Genomic DNA, 14,015 nt, shown 5'->3' with positions numbered 1-14,015 from the left:
CTCCTCAGAAGGGGATGTCGTCGGGGAAGCGACGGGCGCGGCTGCCCGGCACGGGTCCGGGCAAGACCTCGGACGGCTCGCCGAAGGTGAGGCGCTCGAACTCGACGAGGCGGATGGCCTCGACGGCCTCCAGCACGACGAAGGCCTGCCCCGGGTTCTCGCGGGCGAGGCGCTCGGCCTCGCGGATGGCGCTAGCCTTGGTCGGGTGCGCGTAGTTCGTCGGCCCGGCACCGTGGACGAGCCAGTAGGGTTCGAGCTGCAGCGCCATCGCCGTCACTCCCCTGCCCGCTTGGCCTGGCACTCCAGCCAGCCGCGGACCTTCGCGTCGTCGGTCTGGACGAGGACGGATTCTCCACTGTCCCGCGTGAAGGACAGGCCGAACCCGGCGGAGCGGGCGGCGAGCGTGAGGCGCCGATCCCGGCCAGCGCGGAGCGCCGCGATGAGATCGCGGCGCTCCCAGCGGGCGCGGATCTCGCCGACCATGACGTGGACCATGCAGGCGCGCGGGAGCAGCTCGGTCGCCTCAGCGGGCGTGAGGTGCATATCCTCGGGCGCCGGCGCGGTCGGGCGCGGCTCGGGAGCGGCGAGGGCCAGGGCCGCCGGCAGCGCGAGGGCGAGGTCGAGATAGCTGACGATGCTCACGGGCGGGCAAGCTCCAGGAGGGCCCGGCGGTCGGCCGCGGGCATGTGGCGGAAGGCGGTGAGGAGGGAGCGCTCGTCGTCGGTCAGCGCGACGCTCTCCGCGTCGAGGCCAGCGATGAGGCTGAGATCGAACCCGTAGAGGCCGGCGAGCTGGGCGCGGCGGGCGAATGGCACAGGCTCGTCGCCACGCTCCCAGGCGCTGAGAGCGGTCTGGGAGGCGCCGAGCAGGCGGGCGATCTCCGCCTGCGGTACTCCGGCCCGCAGGCGGGCCTCGCGGATGATGCCGGCGACCATCTGGCGCTCGGACATCTCCGTTGCGCTCGGCACGCCGCGCGGACGAGGGCCGATGGCGGCGAAGCGCGGTCGGGACGGCGGCCGGTGGCCCGGGCGCAGGAACGCTGCGTCGGAGGTGCGGGCGGGCCTCATCGCGCACCCGCCAGCTTCGTCGAGAGCCGGGCGGCCGCCATCTCGATCTTCAACGCCACGTCGTTGAGCGACGAGCTGATGCGTTCCAGCTTGTCGAGGTCCATGCGCTGGCCGGCGCCGCGCTCGAGGGCGTGGTCCACGTACCAAGCCGCGGCCTCGATCGCGAAGGCGGCCTGCTCAAGGCCGGACATGCCCGCGGAGAGCTGGCCCATCGCGTAGAACCGGTCATCGCGATTGGTCTCGATGGTCTCGACGACCGCTAGATGCCCGTGCAGGGCCCGGATCGGGTGCGGCGCGTTCATGCTGCCTCGCGGAACTGATCGGCTTCGAAATCCTCGATGGCGGCCAGCTCGTCGGCAGCCTCCAGCGCGAGGGAATCGGCGTGGTCCTGGGCGGCGAAACAGGCCGCGGCCCAGCAGTCGAAGTCGTCGCCGAGGAGACCGTAGGGGCTGTGCGCGGCGTAGCCGACGGAGGAGTCGGTGATCCGGTAGCCGGCAGGGAGGTCGAGGCGCGCCATGATCACGCGGCCTCGGGAACGAGGGCGAGCGAGCGCGGGCCGACAACATCACCGGCCACCAGCCGCGCCTCGACGTAGAGGTCGGCAGCTCGCAGAAGCTGCTCGCGGGCCCTGTCGACGGTCTGCGGAGCCGTCAGCGGTGTGGGCGTCTCCGGCGCATCGAAGAAGGACGCGATCGGTGCCCCGGTGAGCTTGGCGATGATGCTCAGCGCGATGGCGCTGATGCGGTTCGTGCCCTTCTCGTACTTCTGGAGTTGGGCGGCCGAGACGCTGATTGCGGCGGCAACGGTGCGCTGGGTGAGACGCGCCCGGATCCGGGCGGCGCAGATGCGCTCGCCGATGCGGACGTCGACGTCGGTGGCGGGCTGGCCGGCCATGTCAGCGCCCCCATCCGAGAGCGTTGCCGCCGAGTGCGAAGGTCCCGACGATCAGCGCCGGGATGACCAGGCCGAGGATGACGACGGCGCCCATCACGCGGCCTGTGCAGTGAGCGTGGCGACGACCCGGCAGCCCAGGCGGCGGATCATGCCCTCGCGGGCGCCCTTCTTCGGCTCGTAGGCGCCGCGGACGCGCTTCACCGGAATGGCTCGGAAGGCGTGGGCGAGTTCGGTCGAACCGGCATCACGAACAGCAAAGAGCTGGTTCGCGCTGTCTTCGATGATTTGGGTGTAGGCGGTGAGCATCTGGGGCTCCGTCGCTAGGGGCGATGGAGCAAATTAGCCAAATGGCAAAAGCGCCGTCAAGCGTTTTTTGCCATTTGGCGAAAATGGCGCGCAGGCTTCAGTCGACCGGCTCTTGTCGCAGGCTCACCAGCGTGGCGATGTTGTTCTCGCACTCCGAGCAGCCGAAGTTCTGCCGCTGAAGCCATGCGCTCTCCAGCAGCTCGTCGACGGTGCAGGGGGCGTCTTCCAGGTCGGGAGACTCGATCGTCCGCTTGGTCATGTGATGGCAGTTGTGACAGCGCAGGCGCATCGTGAACCGCGCCCGGATCGTCGACACCTCAGCGAACATCCGCAGGCTCCTCCTTCTCAGATGTTCGCACTTTGTTCCTGGCCGGGGATGGAGTCGAGGGCGGCCTCAACCTGCGGTTCGGTCTGTGGATAGCGGGGGAAATGCCGCTCGGCTAAGGCCTATCCGCCCTGCGGCGCAGGCCCGGGCGCACGCGCATGGAGACGTCGCGCACAAGGCCGATCACCTCCATTGAATTCCATTCCACCGCTGACGGGTTGTTCGGCACCCTGATTGGCTTGTGCTTCTTGTTGGTTGAGCGGGGACAGAACCAGACCTCGTCCTCGTGCAACTCGACTTCCTTGACCGACCATTCGCGGAGGTGCCCACCCTCACGGGTGCGCTGCAGGACGACGATCATGCCATCAAGGAGTGGCTGACCGGTCTGCTCGAAGTCGACGCAGATAGCTCGGGCACCGTCGGGAATCGGCGGATCGGCAGCATTCATGCTGTCGCCCTCAACGGTGAGAGCGAACCGCCGCGCTTTGGGGAAATCCTCGTCCTCGGGCTCGAACACGTATTCCGGCTCCGCGTCGTCGAACTCGACGACCTCGCGGAATATGCCGGCGGCGGTCCGGCCTGCCACTGGGATCGGCAGCAGCTTCTCGTAGACGGGTGAGGCAGGCGCCGGCTCGGCTTCGATCAGGTCAGAGACCGAGCATTCGAGCACTCGCGCCAGGTTCTCAAGGTCGATCTTCCGCGGCTCGCGCTCGCCGGTCTCAAACCGTTGCACCTGCGACGTCGATAGGCCCACCGCAGCAGCGAGCTTCTCAAGCGACAGCTTGCGCGCTTTCCGGCGCGCTTTCAGTTCCGGCATAGCCATTCGGCGAAGCTGCGTTGGCTCTAGCGCGCTCTCCAGAGCCAATCGGCAAATCCCCCGTTGACATTTTTCGCCATTTGGCAAATTCATGAGGCATGGACCTCGCCGCCTACCTCTCGGAGCGCAACATCAAGCCAGCGACCTTCGCGGGCGAGATCGGCGTTCCGCCATCCACGATCACGCGCATCCTCCGCGGTGAGCGCGATCCGCGCGGCGCCACCATCCGGAAGATCGTCGCCGGCACCGGTGGCAAGGTCACCGCGGCCGAGCTGATCGCCGGACCTGCCCCCGTCGAGGGAGCCGCCGCGTGATGCGCCGCGCCCTCCTCCTCGCCGCGACGCTCGCTCTGGCCGGCTGCGAGGCCGACGCGATCGCCGCGCGCGCCACGCTCAAGGACCTCGGCTTCCACAACATCGCCGTCGAGCGTGCGCCCGTGCTCGGCCGGCCCTGCGGCTGGGGTGAGCCCTTCGCCGTGCGGTTCCGGGCCACCCGCGAGGATGGCTCGGCCGTCAGCGGGATCATGTGCTCCGCTGATGAGGCGACCGAGGACGCGCGGCTGCTCCCCGACGTGGAGGGCCGGAGCTGATGGGACTCGCATCCTTCCTCCTCGGCACATGGATCGTCGCGAGCTGCACCCTCGGGCGCGCCCTCATCTCGGGTGGTGCTGGTGAAGCCCTGATCCGCCGCGCGAGCCACGTCGGCCTCGCTGTCGGCGCCGGGCTGATCGTCTGCGGAGCGCTCCAGTGAGCGCCGCCCCTCGCCTTTCGCCGCGTGACCCTGCCGTCGCCAGCGTCGAGGCTGCGGCCTCGGTGGCGGTCTCCCTCCGGACGACTGCCATGCCGCAAGCCCTCACCGCTGCCGACCGCCTGATGCAGCTCGCGCGGATCCTCCGCTTCGGCGCCTCGGGGCTATTTCTTGAGGTCGAGCAGATCCAGCGCCGCCGTCCCGAGGAAGCGGCGTCGGGCCGGAGCGCGGACATCGCGCTGCTGGCGCTCGGGATGCACGAGGCGGCGCAGGAGCTGGACCGCCAGGCGGCGGACGCGGACCTGCAGGCCTACCTCGCGCACCGGGCCGCCGGCGGCGACGTCCTGCTGCTCCCGCTTGCGGTTGTCGTTCGCCAGCCGGAGCAGCCTCGGCCCGCGGCGAACGATGCTGGTCTGCTGGACCGCGTAGCTCGCGCGGTCGGCCGCCTCTTCCGGAGGGCGGCCTGAAATGTCGGTGCCTGTGCACATCGCCGGTTCCATTGCCCTCGGTTGCGAGAACAGTAACCGTTGCACGGTATCGGCGTCTCTACTGGCTGTTGCGCGGCTGTGCACAGCTTCCTCCCATCGCAGCGGTCGCAGGCTCACGCCTCCCGCCGGCGAGCGACCCGGCCGAGACCATCGCAAACTTGGACCCTCGGCCGGGTCGTCCTTTCTCCTGCGCGCGCGGCATCAGCTCCCCAGCCCCGCCGTTCGCGCTGTGTGTCGTGCGTACCCTCAAGAACTCCCTCTGCATGTCAGCTCCCTCCGTCCGTGGTCGCAAGTAACCACGGGTGGATTTGTGGATGTGCAAAAGGTTTTTGCGGAAAGCTCAAATGCCGGACGCTGACGTGATGCGGGCGCGGAGCGCCTTCGACGAGCTGCTGCGCTTCGAGACGCGCGGCCCAGGCGACACGGCCAACGCCATGCGCCGGATCGCGACGCGCGCCGCCATCCCCTTCGGGAAGCTGTGGGCGCTCCGGTACCGGCCCCCCAAGGAAATCGCCTCGCACATCCTCGCCCGGATCGAGGCCGCCCACGCCGCCGAATGCGAGCGGCAACTCAGGAGGCTCGCCCATGACGTCGAGGTCACCGCCGCCGCCGTCGGGTCTGCTCACCCTGCGGTGGTTGCGAGCGCGGCTGTTCTTCGCGCGGCAGGCCGCCCGCCTGAAGGAGCAGCTGCGAGCCGTCCAGGACGGTCGCCCGCCCCGGCACTGGCTGCTGTGGCTGCTGGACCGCCTGACCAGGGCCTGCCGGCTCTGGCGGACCTGACGGACCTGCCGCTGTGGCGGGCCGCGAACGAGGAGGAGTGAACGATGAACTGGGGCAACGATGTGGCTGACGGCTACAAGGATTCCGCTCGGATGGCCGAGAAGATGGCCGCGAGCGGCCAGTCCTTGAACGCCGCCACCAACACCTCGCAGGCAATCGGCGGTCGGAACCCTTCGATCGCGACGGTGATCGACGCCGCCAACGTGGCTGATGAGGCCGTTGGCCAGCGCGTGAAGTCGCTGTTCGCGCTGGCGGAGCGTGCCGAGACCATCGCGACGACGCTTACCGGTCCGTACCCATCACGCGGCCCAGCCGAGGGGCGTGGCGATATCTCGAAGGAGACCAGCCCCGGCTCCGCTTTCGCCGCCATGCAGGTGTCGGTGGATCGCGTCACGTCACGCGCCGTGTCTGCCGATCCTGCCCTCGGCCGCCTGTCCGCCGCTCTCGACCAGATCGAGCGCGTGATCGGCTGACCCGCCACCTCCGGGCGGCGATCGGCGCCGCTCGGCCACCTTCAGGAGTCGAACATGGGTATGCGGGGCAATGGCGCCGACGGTGACACGGTGCCGGAGGATCAGGAGGTGGTCTCGGCCGGCCTCGGCGCCTTCGAGCCGACGCACGTCAGCCACAAGCGCGTCGAGGGCTACCTGATCGCGGCAGCCGAGTTCGAGGAGGACGGCTCCGGCAAGGTCGGTGTCGACCATCCGGCGCGCGGCTACATCGTCGTGCCGGTGCCTCCGCGCTTTCTGCGCAATCCGGGCGACGTGGCCGAGGGCGATTACCTCGTCCGATACGAGCCCACCGACGAGCAGCCGCACGGCTACCTGTCCTACTCGCCGCGGGCGGTATTCGAGGCTGGCTACTCGGAGATCGTCCCAGTCGAGCACCGCAAGTCCTACGAGGGCGGAGGCCGCGGGCTGACGTTCGGCCAAGCGCTGGAGCAGCTCAAGGACGGCGACCGGATCGCCCGCGAAGGCTGGAACGGCAAGGGCATGTGGCTCGCGCTGTCCGGACCGCTGGCGGGCCGCGAGATTGCCGCCGAGAGCTTCTGGTCGAAGCCGTGCAGCGAGTTCGCTTGCCTCAACGGCGGCTCCGCGACCGTCCTGCCCTGCATCAACATGAAGACCGCCACCGGCGAGATCCTAATGGGCTGGCTCGCCTCCCAGACGGACATGCTCGCCGAGGACTGGATGGTCGTTCCGGCCGACGCCGCCTGACCTCCCTCCCCGCCGCACAGAAGGAGCCGACGATGTCGGACCGGAAGCACCAGGGCCTGCCCGTCGCCGGCTACCGCCCGCAGTCGGCCGAGAACGTGGCCCTCAGCAACGTGAACAAGGAACTGGAGGAGCGTTGCATCCGCCAGGCCGAAGCCATCCGCGACATGCCCGGGATGGACGCTCGCATGGCGGCGCTGGCGATCACGAACCTCCAGCAGTCCTTCATGTGGCTGAACCGGGCGGTGTTCCAGCCGGGGCGCGTCGCGCTCCCGGAGGACAGCCAGACGCCGGCGGCCTGACGATGTCCGACGGCGCCTTCGTCACTACCCTCCCGGAGCACCTCTCGACCCTGCGTCAGAGCATCGAGCTGCACGTGCCGCAGACGCCCGTGAACGGGCTCCTCCGGAAGTGCCTCCTGCTCACGCTCGGTCGCGCGGAGGTGCTGTCGATGGGCCTTGCGTCGGTCACGCCGGCGCCCGCCGCGCAGCAGCAATTCCACGCGCCGCTCGGCGACCGCTCGCCCGTCGTCGAGGAGCCGACGGTGCCGCGCTTCGGCGGCCGCGACCCACGCCTGCCGGGCAAGCGCCCTCACCCCTGACCTTCGCCCGCCTGGAGCCGTCCCGTGTCCGCACCGCAAGACGTGATCGCCGAATTCCTCCGCGCCAAGTTCGGCCGACCCTCTCCCGATGTGGAGCGGGTGATCGAGGCGTTCGGCGCGCTGTCCGGTTCGTCGCCGGCCGCCGGCGGCGAGGGTGCTCTGGACGATCTCGCTTCGCGGCTCACCGCGATCGAGGAACGCCTCGCAAAGCTCGAGGCCGCTGCCCCCGCGACGGATGCGTCGGCCGACCTGCATCGCCGCCTCGCGGCCCTCGAATCCGCTCGTCCCGCCCCCGCCCGTGCCGTCGCGCCCGCCGCCAAGGCGCCAGCGGCGTCCGCGTAGCCCCTCACCCTCAGGAGACCTTCCATGGCCGAGCAGTTGCCCCCGAACGTCGTCAGCCTCCTCAAGGAACTCGTCGGCGCCGTCATCACCCAGCAGGCCCAAATCGCCGAGCTGCAGGGTGATCGCACGACGCAGATGCAGGTGACCGAGGGCCTGGAGAAGAGCGTCGCCGCCCTCCAGGAGCACGCCGAGACAGTGGCTGGCGAGACCGGCCTCACGTCGCAGCTCGGCGACCTGTCGACCGTGCCGGCGCTCCACGATCAGCTCACCGCCGCGCTGCCGGCGCCCGCCGCCGATGCCGCCCCCGCGTCGGCCGAGCCGCAGGCCGCCTGACCCCGAAACGAGAACCGCCCGGCCTGCTGTGGGAGCGGGTGCCGGGCGGTCTGAAAAGAATGGGCGTCGTGCCCATCCATGGAGAGAGCAATGGAAGCCACAATAGACGCTGTTGCGCAAGCTGAAGCCGCTGTTGAGCTCGGCATCGAGACCTTGCGCGGTGATATCCGCGACCGGATCCTCGACAACATCTGCCGGCAGATGCCGTGCTGGACCAAGATGTCCGAGCACGAGCAGCGAACCATGATTGGGCGCGCTGACGAGGTGGCGGCTAAGACGGTGCGGGAGGCCATCAAGGTCGTGGCGCACCAGGGCTTCGACCACTTGGTGGTCTCGACCGGCAAGTGGACTGTGAAGGACGGCCTCAAGCTCGAGGTCGGCGCGTCCGGCTCGGTCGACGACATCACGAAGCTGGCCGAGCACGGCGCCAAGCCCGCGGTCCTCGTCCTGGCCGAGCCGAGCGTCTTCTTCGGCCAGCGTGCCGATGCGGTCGCGGACAAGGATCAGCCCGACCTCCCGATCGACGACGGCGAGGGGGATGAAGCCGAGGACGGCGACGAGGGCGACGAGGGCGACGAGAAGGGTGTCGATCGCTCACCTCTGCCGGAGCCGCCGACGCGCGAGACCCGGTCGCGCCGCTCGCGCGAACCCGCGGACGCTTGAGCCTGGAGGCGCGCGGTGTCCGAGACCGTCATCATCCGCCTGCCCGGCGCCCCTCGTGGGAAGGGTCGGCACCGCGCGCAGCTCGTCCATCGGGGAGGAGTGGCACGCATCCACTCCCACCCCGACCAGAAGACCGAAGCTTACGAGAGCGCCCTGCGCCTTGCTGCGGGCACTGTGATGCGTGGGCGCGCGCTCCTCACCGGACCGCTGGAGGTCCGGATTTTCGCCACCATGCCGATCCCGGCGAGCTGGTCGAAGCGGAAGCGGCTGGACGCGATCGAGCGTCGCCTGCGGCCCACGACCAAGCCCGACTGGGACAACATCGCCAAGGTCATCGACGCGCTGAACCACGTCGTCTGGGCCGACGACGCGTCCGTGGTCGATGGCCTGGTCCGCAAGTTCTACGGCGAGACGCCCGAGCTGGTGATCCAGGTCACGGCGCTGGAGCCGCAAGCCGTGAGGGCGGCGGCATGACATGGGTGCTCATCTTCTCGGGCCGCGAGCTCTTCCGCGGTACCTATGCCGGCGCGCTCGACGCGGCCGAATCCATGCGCCTCTGCGAGCGCTCCTTCCATCCGGACGGGACGGAGCTGGCGCCGCGCCTGGATCGCGGCGTGATGCTGGTGCTTGCGCGGATGGTCCCGGCCTTCCGGCGGAGGGCTGCAGCGTGAGCCACCGCGAGAACAAGGCGCACGCGCTCTCGGAGCGCGGAAACGACCTCTACGAGACGCCGGCCGTGGCCGTGCGGGCGCTGATGGCGATCGAGTGGATGCCGCAGCGGATCTGGGAGCCGGCCTGCGGGCCCGGCGCCATCGTCCGGGAGCTGTGCGCGGCCGGTCGTGAGGTCCTGGCCACGGACCTCGTCGACTATGGCTGGAAGGGGCAGGTCTCCGGCCGCGACTTCCTGAAGTTCGACGCTGCGCCCGAGGGCATCGACTGCATCGTCACGAATCCGCCCTACAAGGACGCCCGCGCCTTCGTGGAGCACGCGGTGCGGCTCTGTCCGCGCGTGATGATGCTGCTGCGGTTCTCGTTCTACGAGAGCATCTCCCGCGGCTCCATCCTCGACACCGGCACGCTGGCCCGGGTGCATTGCTTCCGCAAGCGACTGCCGATGATGCACCGCGACGGCTGGGAGGGCCCGAAGGCGTCCTCGAACATGGCCTTCGCTTGGTTCGTCTGGGACCTCTCCCACCGCGGTCCGACGCAGCTCAGCCGCATGTCCTGGGAAGACTTCACCGAGGCCGACCACGCGCCCGGTCCGATGCCGATGGCGGCGGAGTAGCGGCCATGTCGGTACAGGCACACGCATGGGCCAAGCGGGCCCGGACAGGCAGCGGGACCCTCAAGTCGGTCCTGGTGGCAATCGCTGACTACGCGGACGCGAACGGCCAAGCGTGGCCCTCGCAGGAGCAGCTTGCCGAGGACACCGAGTTCTCGGTCCGGGCCGTACGCAACGCCATCGCCGCTCTGGTCGACGCCGGCCTGGTCGAGCGGAGGGAGCGTCGCCGCAAGGACGGCACCCGGGCCTCGGATATCTTGGTCTTGAGCATGGGCGAACCACTCAACCGGCACGAGATACCGGCTGATGGCGAGCAATCGGCACGTCGTTCCGATCAACCGGCACGTCGTTCCAAGCAAGCGGCACGAGGTGCCGGGCTCACTACGTTTGAACCGTCACTGAACCACCAAGGGAACCGCCAGGTCAGTGATGCTGCCCGCGGTGCGCGAGCGCTGGACGGTGGTGGCGAGCCAGCAGGCTCGAACGCCGACCTGATCGCGAAGGGCAAGGCCGACCGCTTCGCCGCCGTCGAGCGCGGCGTGGCGCTGATCTGCTCGAACACCTCCAGGCCGGTCGATCTCGCCCGCAAGCTCATGGGCCACTGGCTGTCGATCGCCCGGGACGAGGCGGTCTTCGTGCTCAGCGTGATCGAGGACGCCGACGGCCGCGAGCTCGCTGACTTCTCGAGCTGGGTCGAGATCCGCCTGCGGAAGCGCCGCGAGGATCAGGACCGCCTCCCGGCCCTTGGCCGCCCCGCTGACCGCCCGACCGGCCTCGCCGGCCGCCTGATCCGCCTTCACCAACAGTCCCAGCAGGGAGCTTTCGATGTCGAGCCGCCTTCCGTCGACGCTAACAGCCCCGCTGCCGAGCCAAGCCGTGGCCAGGATCGAGGCGTTGCATGGCTGTCTGGAGGGCCATCCCGTCCATCCGACGCGATACTGCGTGCGGCGGGACAGGGCGGTCACGACAGCCGAGCGTCGAGCGCTCTGCGACGTCTCCGAGCGGCTGGTGGCTGAGCTGGCTCCATGGCGGGAGGAGGCGCGTGGACGCGAGGCAATCTCGCCGGATCGTGTGGCTGTCGATGCGATCGTGACGCGGGTGCTGCTCGGATTCGAGCAGGGGCGCGGTCGCGATGACGAGGAGAACGACAAGCTCATCGCGGAGTACATCTCTGCGGTGAAAGGGCTCCCGCTGGCGGCGGTTCACACGGCGGCCGAGCGCTTCCGCTCGGGCGATACGCGCCTGCCCTGGTCGAAGCGCTTCCGCCCCTCGCCGGCCGAGTTCGCCGCGGAGGCGCGCGAGGGCCTGATCCCGCTCCGGACGCAGCTCCTTCACATCCGGCGGGTGCTCGACGCGGAGATCTACGATGTGCCGACGGCAGAGCAGCGCGCAGAGGTCGCGAAAGCGGCCGAGGCGCATCTCCAGCGGATGCGGCAGGCCGAGCCCGCTCGACACCGCGCCGAGACGCCGGCCGAGATCGCCTGCGCGCAGAGGGCGAAGCTGGACGAGGACCTCGCTCGGCTCCGCGCGACCGGCCACGGGCCGGACATCGGCCGGCTGATCGCCCACTTCGACCGGCGTCATGGCCTGACGGGAGACGCGTCGTGAGACCCGATCTCTGGAAGGCCGAGCTGCAGCGCCGCAAGGCGGCGCAGCAGGCAGCCGAGGAGGCCGCGGAGCAGGCGGCCAAGCGCCCGGTCGAGCGCTCCTGCGCATCCTGCTGGGTGTTCGGCGCCTCGTTCGGCTTCGGCGTCTTTCGGAATCGCAGTGACGGAATGTGGTCGTGCGCCGACCGAGAGTGCCTCGCGATCGTAGAGGCGCGGGTGGCGGTGCCCCCGATGCCGGCCGAGCCCGCCCGTGTTGATCCGCCGGCGCCCGACCTCTTCGGCCGCTCGGCCGCGTGAGGAGAGCGCGTACCCGGTGCTGATGGCGAACCCGCTGAGGATCGAAGGCCCGGATCCGCCGGCCGTCGACTGCAAGGATGTGTCGCGCTGGCTCGTCGCGGCATTCCAGGCCCTGCCCGACACCCCGATCTTCTCGGCGCGGGCTGGCATCGGCACGTTGCTCAACCCGGACGCAGCGCCCGGCACCTTCGACTGGGTGAACTTCTCGTCGGAGGTCCTGGGCCGCGACAGCGAGGAGCGCATCGCCCTGCTGACCTGGGCCCGGGCGAAGGCGCGGCGGCGGATCAAGCGCCACCGCCGGCTCCGTCTGCTGAAGGAGGTGCCCGGCGGCACGATCTCGGATCATTGCCGCGAGTTCGGCATCTGGCGGCGGACCTTCGACCGGCGCTGGAAGAGGGCCTGCGAGCGGCTCGCCGATGCTTGGAACGCACGCGATACCGGCCGATCGGAATGACGCAGGCATAGATCACGCTTGCGTGTGTCCAAAAACGGGACGCAGATCAGGTGTCACGGATCGACGGAAGGTCGACCGCCGCAAGGGGCACCACCGTGGCAGCGTCCAGGACCAAGGCCATCACCCTCGCCGGCTCGCCGGCTTTCCACCCGCCGGGCGCCGTCGACCGCCTCGCCGTGCTTCGGGCACAGCAAGCGGATCTTGCCGAGAAGCGCGCCGACAACGCCGAGCTGAAGGCACGGCTCTCTGCGAAGGAAGCCGCCGAGGACAAGCAGGCGAAGGATTGCTGCTTGGTCGTCATCGGGCGCATCCAGGCGCGGGAAGCCGAGAGGCGCGAGCGCCTGAAGCTCCAGTCGCCGCAAGAGCGGTATCGCGCGAACCAGAAGCGCAAGCGTCTGCGGCTCAATCCGCACACCGAGCGCGACGCTGCGGTCCAGCTCGGCCGCCGCATCGTCACCGATCCGACGAGGCTCGGCGGCTTCGTCGAGGTCCAGGTCAACAAACAGCTCGACGTGCTGACCGTGGAGCACTCGGCCAACCGGATCAGCGATCAGGAGTTCGCGGTCGGGCGCCTGCTGCAGGAGGCATGGACGGACAACGGTGACAGCGCGGATCGCCGACTGGTGCGCCTGGAGCGTCTGGGCGTGACGATCGACGGTCGCGAGGAGGAGGAGCTGGCGCCCCGCGAAATGGGGATGCTGCGCGAGGTGTTCCGGCTCCGCGCCGTGGGCAAGCTCGACGAGAAGCTCGCGGGCATCGTCGGGTGGATCGGCGTCCGGTTCCTCAAGGCGATCCTGGTTGAGGGGCATACCCTCAAGTCCTACGCTTCGTGCACCGTCGGTGGTGGTGATCGCGGCGTCGGCCGGGTCGGCGACCGCTTTCGGTGGCTGCTGGAATCGGTGACCGACGGCCTGCACACTGCGGAGGGGGCGCGGCTGCCGACCCCTCGGGATATCTACTCGGCCGATGCCGACACGGTGCCGGCTCGGGTGGCGGCGCTGAAGGCTCGGGCCGAGGCGGCGAAGGAGGCGGAGGCCGAGCCGGCATGATGCTCACCGACGAGGAGCGGGCGATCTTCAGGCGGCGGCTCGGCGCCGCTCGTGTCGAGCTCGTGCCGCTCGGCGAACGGTACCGGGAGGCGGATCGCCCCTTCACCCTTGAGGCGCGCTGCACGGTTGGGGGTCGGTCGTGCCTCATGGGGGCACGGAGCGCTTTCCGGATCAGGGAGCCCAGCCCCCGCCGCACGGACGTGATGTGGCACTTCGCGCATGCGTTCGCTGCTGCGGCACCTTACCCGTTCCCCGTAGCCGCGTGACACCGGCAGCCCGATGCGCCAGCATGGGCGTGTCGGAACGGAGGTGCGTTGTGGGCTTTATCAAGGTTGACCGTGGAAACGGGCATGTCTGGTTGAATACCGATCACATTATCCGGGTGATGGCTGGTACGTCTGGCGCGCGAATACTCACGACTGCCACTGACGATAAAGGTAAGTCGCAGTCAGTGCCGTGCCGAGAGAGCGTTGATCAGGTGATGGAGATGATCAAGGGAACCGGGGTCGAGATCGTTCAGCGCTTCCCGCGCGCTTGACCCGTCGGGTGAAACCCGGCAAAACGCCAACGTCGCGAGACACATGCCCGGGCCGCAAGGTGCCGGGCATTCTTGTGTCCGGCGTTGGAATGTAGCTCAGCCGGTAGAGCACCGCCCTGTTAAGGCGAGGGTCGCAGGTTCGAGCCCTGCCGTCCCAGCCATCGCACCCCATCTCTTCGAACCCGCTCAACAGCTTAGGCGTTGCTCCGGC

At 69.5% G+C, this 14,015-nt stretch carries 31 protein-coding genes and 1 tRNA gene; 23 read left to right on the top strand and 9 right to left on the bottom strand.

The annotated features are described in order from the left end of the window. Positions 1-4: 4 nt before the first annotated feature. From ABC766_RS29635 to ABC766_RS29595, 9 genes are all read right to left on the bottom strand, one after another. Positions 5-268, bottom strand: coding sequence for a hypothetical protein (locus ABC766_RS29635; protein ID WP_345820172.1), 264 nt, complete (start codon positions 266-268; stop codon positions 5-7). A gap of 5 nt (positions 269-273) precedes the next feature. Then, positions 274-642: a hypothetical protein gene (locus tag ABC766_RS29630; protein WP_345820171.1), complete on the bottom strand. Its 369-nt coding sequence runs from the start codon at positions 640-642 to the stop codon at positions 274-276. Next, complete coding sequence (locus ABC766_RS29625) at positions 639-950, bottom strand: helix-turn-helix transcriptional regulator (protein WP_345820170.1); 312 nt, start codon at positions 948-950, stop codon at positions 639-641. The genes ABC766_RS29630 and ABC766_RS29625 overlap by 4 nt, the downstream gene beginning before the upstream one ends. Positions 951-1,063: 113 nt before the next feature. Further along, positions 1,064-1,369 (bottom strand): hypothetical protein, encoded by a 306-nt coding sequence (locus ABC766_RS29620; protein ID WP_345820169.1) that lies wholly within the window; start codon positions 1,367-1,369, stop codon positions 1,064-1,066. After that, the gene (locus tag ABC766_RS29615; RefSeq protein WP_345820168.1) at positions 1,366-1,584 is read right to left on the bottom strand and encodes a hypothetical protein; all 219 of its coding nucleotides are present in this window, start codon (positions 1,582-1,584) and stop codon (positions 1,366-1,368) included. Before ABC766_RS29615 ends, ABC766_RS29620 begins: the two co-directional genes overlap by 4 nt. Before the next feature lie 2 nt (positions 1,585-1,586). Then, positions 1,587-1,961, bottom strand: coding sequence for a helix-turn-helix domain-containing protein (locus ABC766_RS29610; protein WP_345820167.1), 375 nt, complete (start codon positions 1,959-1,961; stop codon positions 1,587-1,589). A gap of 93 nt (positions 1,962-2,054) precedes the next feature. Beyond that, a complete protein-coding gene (locus ABC766_RS29605) occupies positions 2,055-2,267 on the bottom strand; it encodes a hypothetical protein (RefSeq protein ID WP_345820166.1) in 213 nt (70 codons plus the stop codon). A gap of 97 nt (positions 2,268-2,364) precedes the next feature. After that, positions 2,365-2,595 (bottom strand): hypothetical protein, encoded by a 231-nt coding sequence (locus ABC766_RS29600; protein ID WP_345820165.1) that lies wholly within the window; start codon positions 2,593-2,595, stop codon positions 2,365-2,367. A gap of 112 nt (positions 2,596-2,707) precedes the next feature. Then, positions 2,708-3,409, bottom strand: coding sequence for a helix-turn-helix domain-containing protein (locus tag ABC766_RS29595; protein ID WP_345820164.1), 702 nt, complete (start codon positions 3,407-3,409; stop codon positions 2,708-2,710). A 98-nt stretch (positions 3,410-3,507) separates the two neighbouring features. Here ABC766_RS29595 and ABC766_RS29590 point away from each other — a divergent pair, with 98 nt between their 5' ends. The 23 genes from ABC766_RS29590 to ABC766_RS29480 all read left to right on the top strand — a co-directional run bounded on the left by ABC766_RS29590 (position 3,508) and on the right by ABC766_RS29480 (position 13,965). Beyond that, positions 3,508-3,723: a helix-turn-helix transcriptional regulator gene (locus ABC766_RS29590; protein ID WP_345820163.1), complete on the top strand. Its 216-nt coding sequence runs from the start codon at positions 3,508-3,510 to the stop codon at positions 3,721-3,723. Next, on the top strand, positions 3,723-3,998 hold the full coding sequence (locus ABC766_RS29585) for a hypothetical protein (RefSeq protein WP_345820162.1): 276 nt from the start codon (positions 3,723-3,725) through the stop codon (positions 3,996-3,998). The genes ABC766_RS29590 and ABC766_RS29585 overlap by 1 nt, the downstream gene beginning before the upstream one ends. Then, complete coding sequence (locus ABC766_RS29580) at positions 3,998-4,159, top strand: hypothetical protein (RefSeq protein WP_345820161.1); 162 nt, start codon at positions 3,998-4,000, stop codon at positions 4,157-4,159. Before ABC766_RS29585 ends, ABC766_RS29580 begins: the two co-directional genes overlap by 1 nt. 89 nt (positions 4,160-4,248) lie before the next feature. Continuing rightward, positions 4,249-4,623, top strand: a complete 375-nt coding sequence (locus tag ABC766_RS29575) for a hypothetical protein (RefSeq protein WP_345820160.1) — start codon at positions 4,249-4,251, stop codon at positions 4,621-4,623. Positions 4,624-4,988: 365 nt separating this feature from the next. After that, positions 4,989-5,465, top strand: coding sequence for a hypothetical protein (locus ABC766_RS29570; RefSeq protein WP_345820159.1), 477 nt, complete (start codon positions 4,989-4,991; stop codon positions 5,463-5,465). Between the two features lie 3 nt (positions 5,466-5,468). Then, complete coding sequence (locus ABC766_RS29565; RefSeq protein ID WP_345820158.1) at positions 5,469-5,897, top strand: hypothetical protein; 429 nt, start codon at positions 5,469-5,471, stop codon at positions 5,895-5,897. Positions 5,898-5,951: 54 nt separating this feature from the next. After that, positions 5,952-6,641, top strand: a complete 690-nt coding sequence (locus ABC766_RS29560) for a DUF2829 domain-containing protein (protein ID WP_345820157.1) — start codon at positions 5,952-5,954, stop codon at positions 6,639-6,641. A 32-nt stretch (positions 6,642-6,673) separates the two neighbouring features. Further along, a complete protein-coding gene (locus ABC766_RS29555; RefSeq protein ID WP_345820156.1) occupies positions 6,674-6,940 on the top strand; it encodes a DUF7681 family protein in 267 nt (88 codons plus the stop codon). Between the two features lie 2 nt (positions 6,941-6,942). Next, positions 6,943-7,239 (top strand): hypothetical protein, encoded by a 297-nt coding sequence (locus ABC766_RS29550; RefSeq protein WP_345820155.1) that lies wholly within the window; start codon positions 6,943-6,945, stop codon positions 7,237-7,239. Between the two features lie 42 nt (positions 7,240-7,281). Then, the gene (locus ABC766_RS29545; RefSeq protein WP_345820154.1) at positions 7,282-7,581 is read left to right on the top strand and encodes a hypothetical protein; all 300 of its coding nucleotides are present in this window, start codon (positions 7,282-7,284) and stop codon (positions 7,579-7,581) included. 24 nt (positions 7,582-7,605) lie between these two features. After that, complete coding sequence (locus ABC766_RS29540) at positions 7,606-7,914, top strand: hypothetical protein (RefSeq protein ID WP_345820153.1); 309 nt, start codon at positions 7,606-7,608, stop codon at positions 7,912-7,914. Between the two features lie 153 nt (positions 7,915-8,067). Next, positions 8,068-8,577 carry a hypothetical protein gene (locus tag ABC766_RS29535; protein ID WP_345820152.1) on the top strand — a complete coding sequence of 170 codons (510 nt, stop codon included), beginning with the start codon at positions 8,068-8,070 and terminating at the stop codon, positions 8,575-8,577. A 15-nt stretch (positions 8,578-8,592) separates the two neighbouring features. Next, positions 8,593-9,051 (top strand): RusA family crossover junction endodeoxyribonuclease, encoded by a 459-nt coding sequence (locus ABC766_RS29530; RefSeq protein WP_345820150.1) that lies wholly within the window; start codon positions 8,593-8,595, stop codon positions 9,049-9,051. Continuing rightward, positions 9,048-9,248, top strand: coding sequence for a hypothetical protein (locus tag ABC766_RS29525; RefSeq protein ID WP_345820149.1), 201 nt, complete (start codon positions 9,048-9,050; stop codon positions 9,246-9,248). The genes ABC766_RS29530 and ABC766_RS29525 overlap by 4 nt, the downstream gene beginning before the upstream one ends. Further along, on the top strand, positions 9,245-9,862 hold the full coding sequence (locus tag ABC766_RS29520) for a class I SAM-dependent methyltransferase (RefSeq protein WP_345820148.1): 618 nt from the start codon (positions 9,245-9,247) through the stop codon (positions 9,860-9,862). Before ABC766_RS29525 ends, ABC766_RS29520 begins: the two co-directional genes overlap by 4 nt. A gap of 5 nt (positions 9,863-9,867) precedes the next feature. Then, positions 9,868-10,875: a helix-turn-helix domain-containing protein gene (locus tag ABC766_RS29515; protein WP_345820147.1), complete on the top strand. Its 1,008-nt coding sequence runs from the start codon at positions 9,868-9,870 to the stop codon at positions 10,873-10,875. Between the two features lie 55 nt (positions 10,876-10,930). Next, a complete protein-coding gene (locus ABC766_RS29510) occupies positions 10,931-11,467 on the top strand; it encodes a hypothetical protein (RefSeq protein WP_345820146.1) in 537 nt (178 codons plus the stop codon). Then, the gene (locus ABC766_RS29505) at positions 11,464-11,763 is read left to right on the top strand and encodes a hypothetical protein (RefSeq protein ID WP_345820144.1); all 300 of its coding nucleotides are present in this window, start codon (positions 11,464-11,466) and stop codon (positions 11,761-11,763) included. Before ABC766_RS29510 ends, ABC766_RS29505 begins: the two co-directional genes overlap by 4 nt. Before the next feature lie 22 nt (positions 11,764-11,785). Continuing rightward, on the top strand, positions 11,786-12,217 hold the full coding sequence (locus ABC766_RS29500) for a hypothetical protein (RefSeq protein ID WP_345822853.1): 432 nt from the start codon (positions 11,786-11,788) through the stop codon (positions 12,215-12,217). A gap of 95 nt (positions 12,218-12,312) precedes the next feature. Continuing rightward, positions 12,313-13,266 carry a hypothetical protein gene (locus ABC766_RS29495; RefSeq protein ID WP_345820143.1) on the top strand — a complete coding sequence of 318 codons (954 nt, stop codon included), beginning with the start codon at positions 12,313-12,315 and terminating at the stop codon, positions 13,264-13,266. Next, positions 13,263-13,532: a hypothetical protein gene (locus tag ABC766_RS29490; RefSeq protein WP_345820142.1), complete on the top strand. Its 270-nt coding sequence runs from the start codon at positions 13,263-13,265 to the stop codon at positions 13,530-13,532. The genes ABC766_RS29495 and ABC766_RS29490 overlap by 4 nt, the downstream gene beginning before the upstream one ends. Positions 13,533-13,582: 50 nt before the next feature. Then, positions 13,583-13,804, top strand: a complete 222-nt coding sequence (locus ABC766_RS29485) for a hypothetical protein (protein ID WP_345820140.1) — start codon at positions 13,583-13,585, stop codon at positions 13,802-13,804. Between the two features lie 85 nt (positions 13,805-13,889). Further along, a tRNA-Asn gene (locus tag ABC766_RS29480) sits at positions 13,890-13,965 on the top strand. The last annotated feature ends 50 nt before the right edge of the window (positions 13,966-14,015 follow it).

Source organism: Methylobacterium fujisawaense (assembly GCF_039619325.1).
Taxonomy (GTDB): domain Bacteria; phylum Pseudomonadota; class Alphaproteobacteria; order Rhizobiales; family Beijerinckiaceae; genus Methylobacterium; species Methylobacterium fujisawaense.
This window is presented reverse-complemented; position numbering and strand designations above follow the sequence as displayed.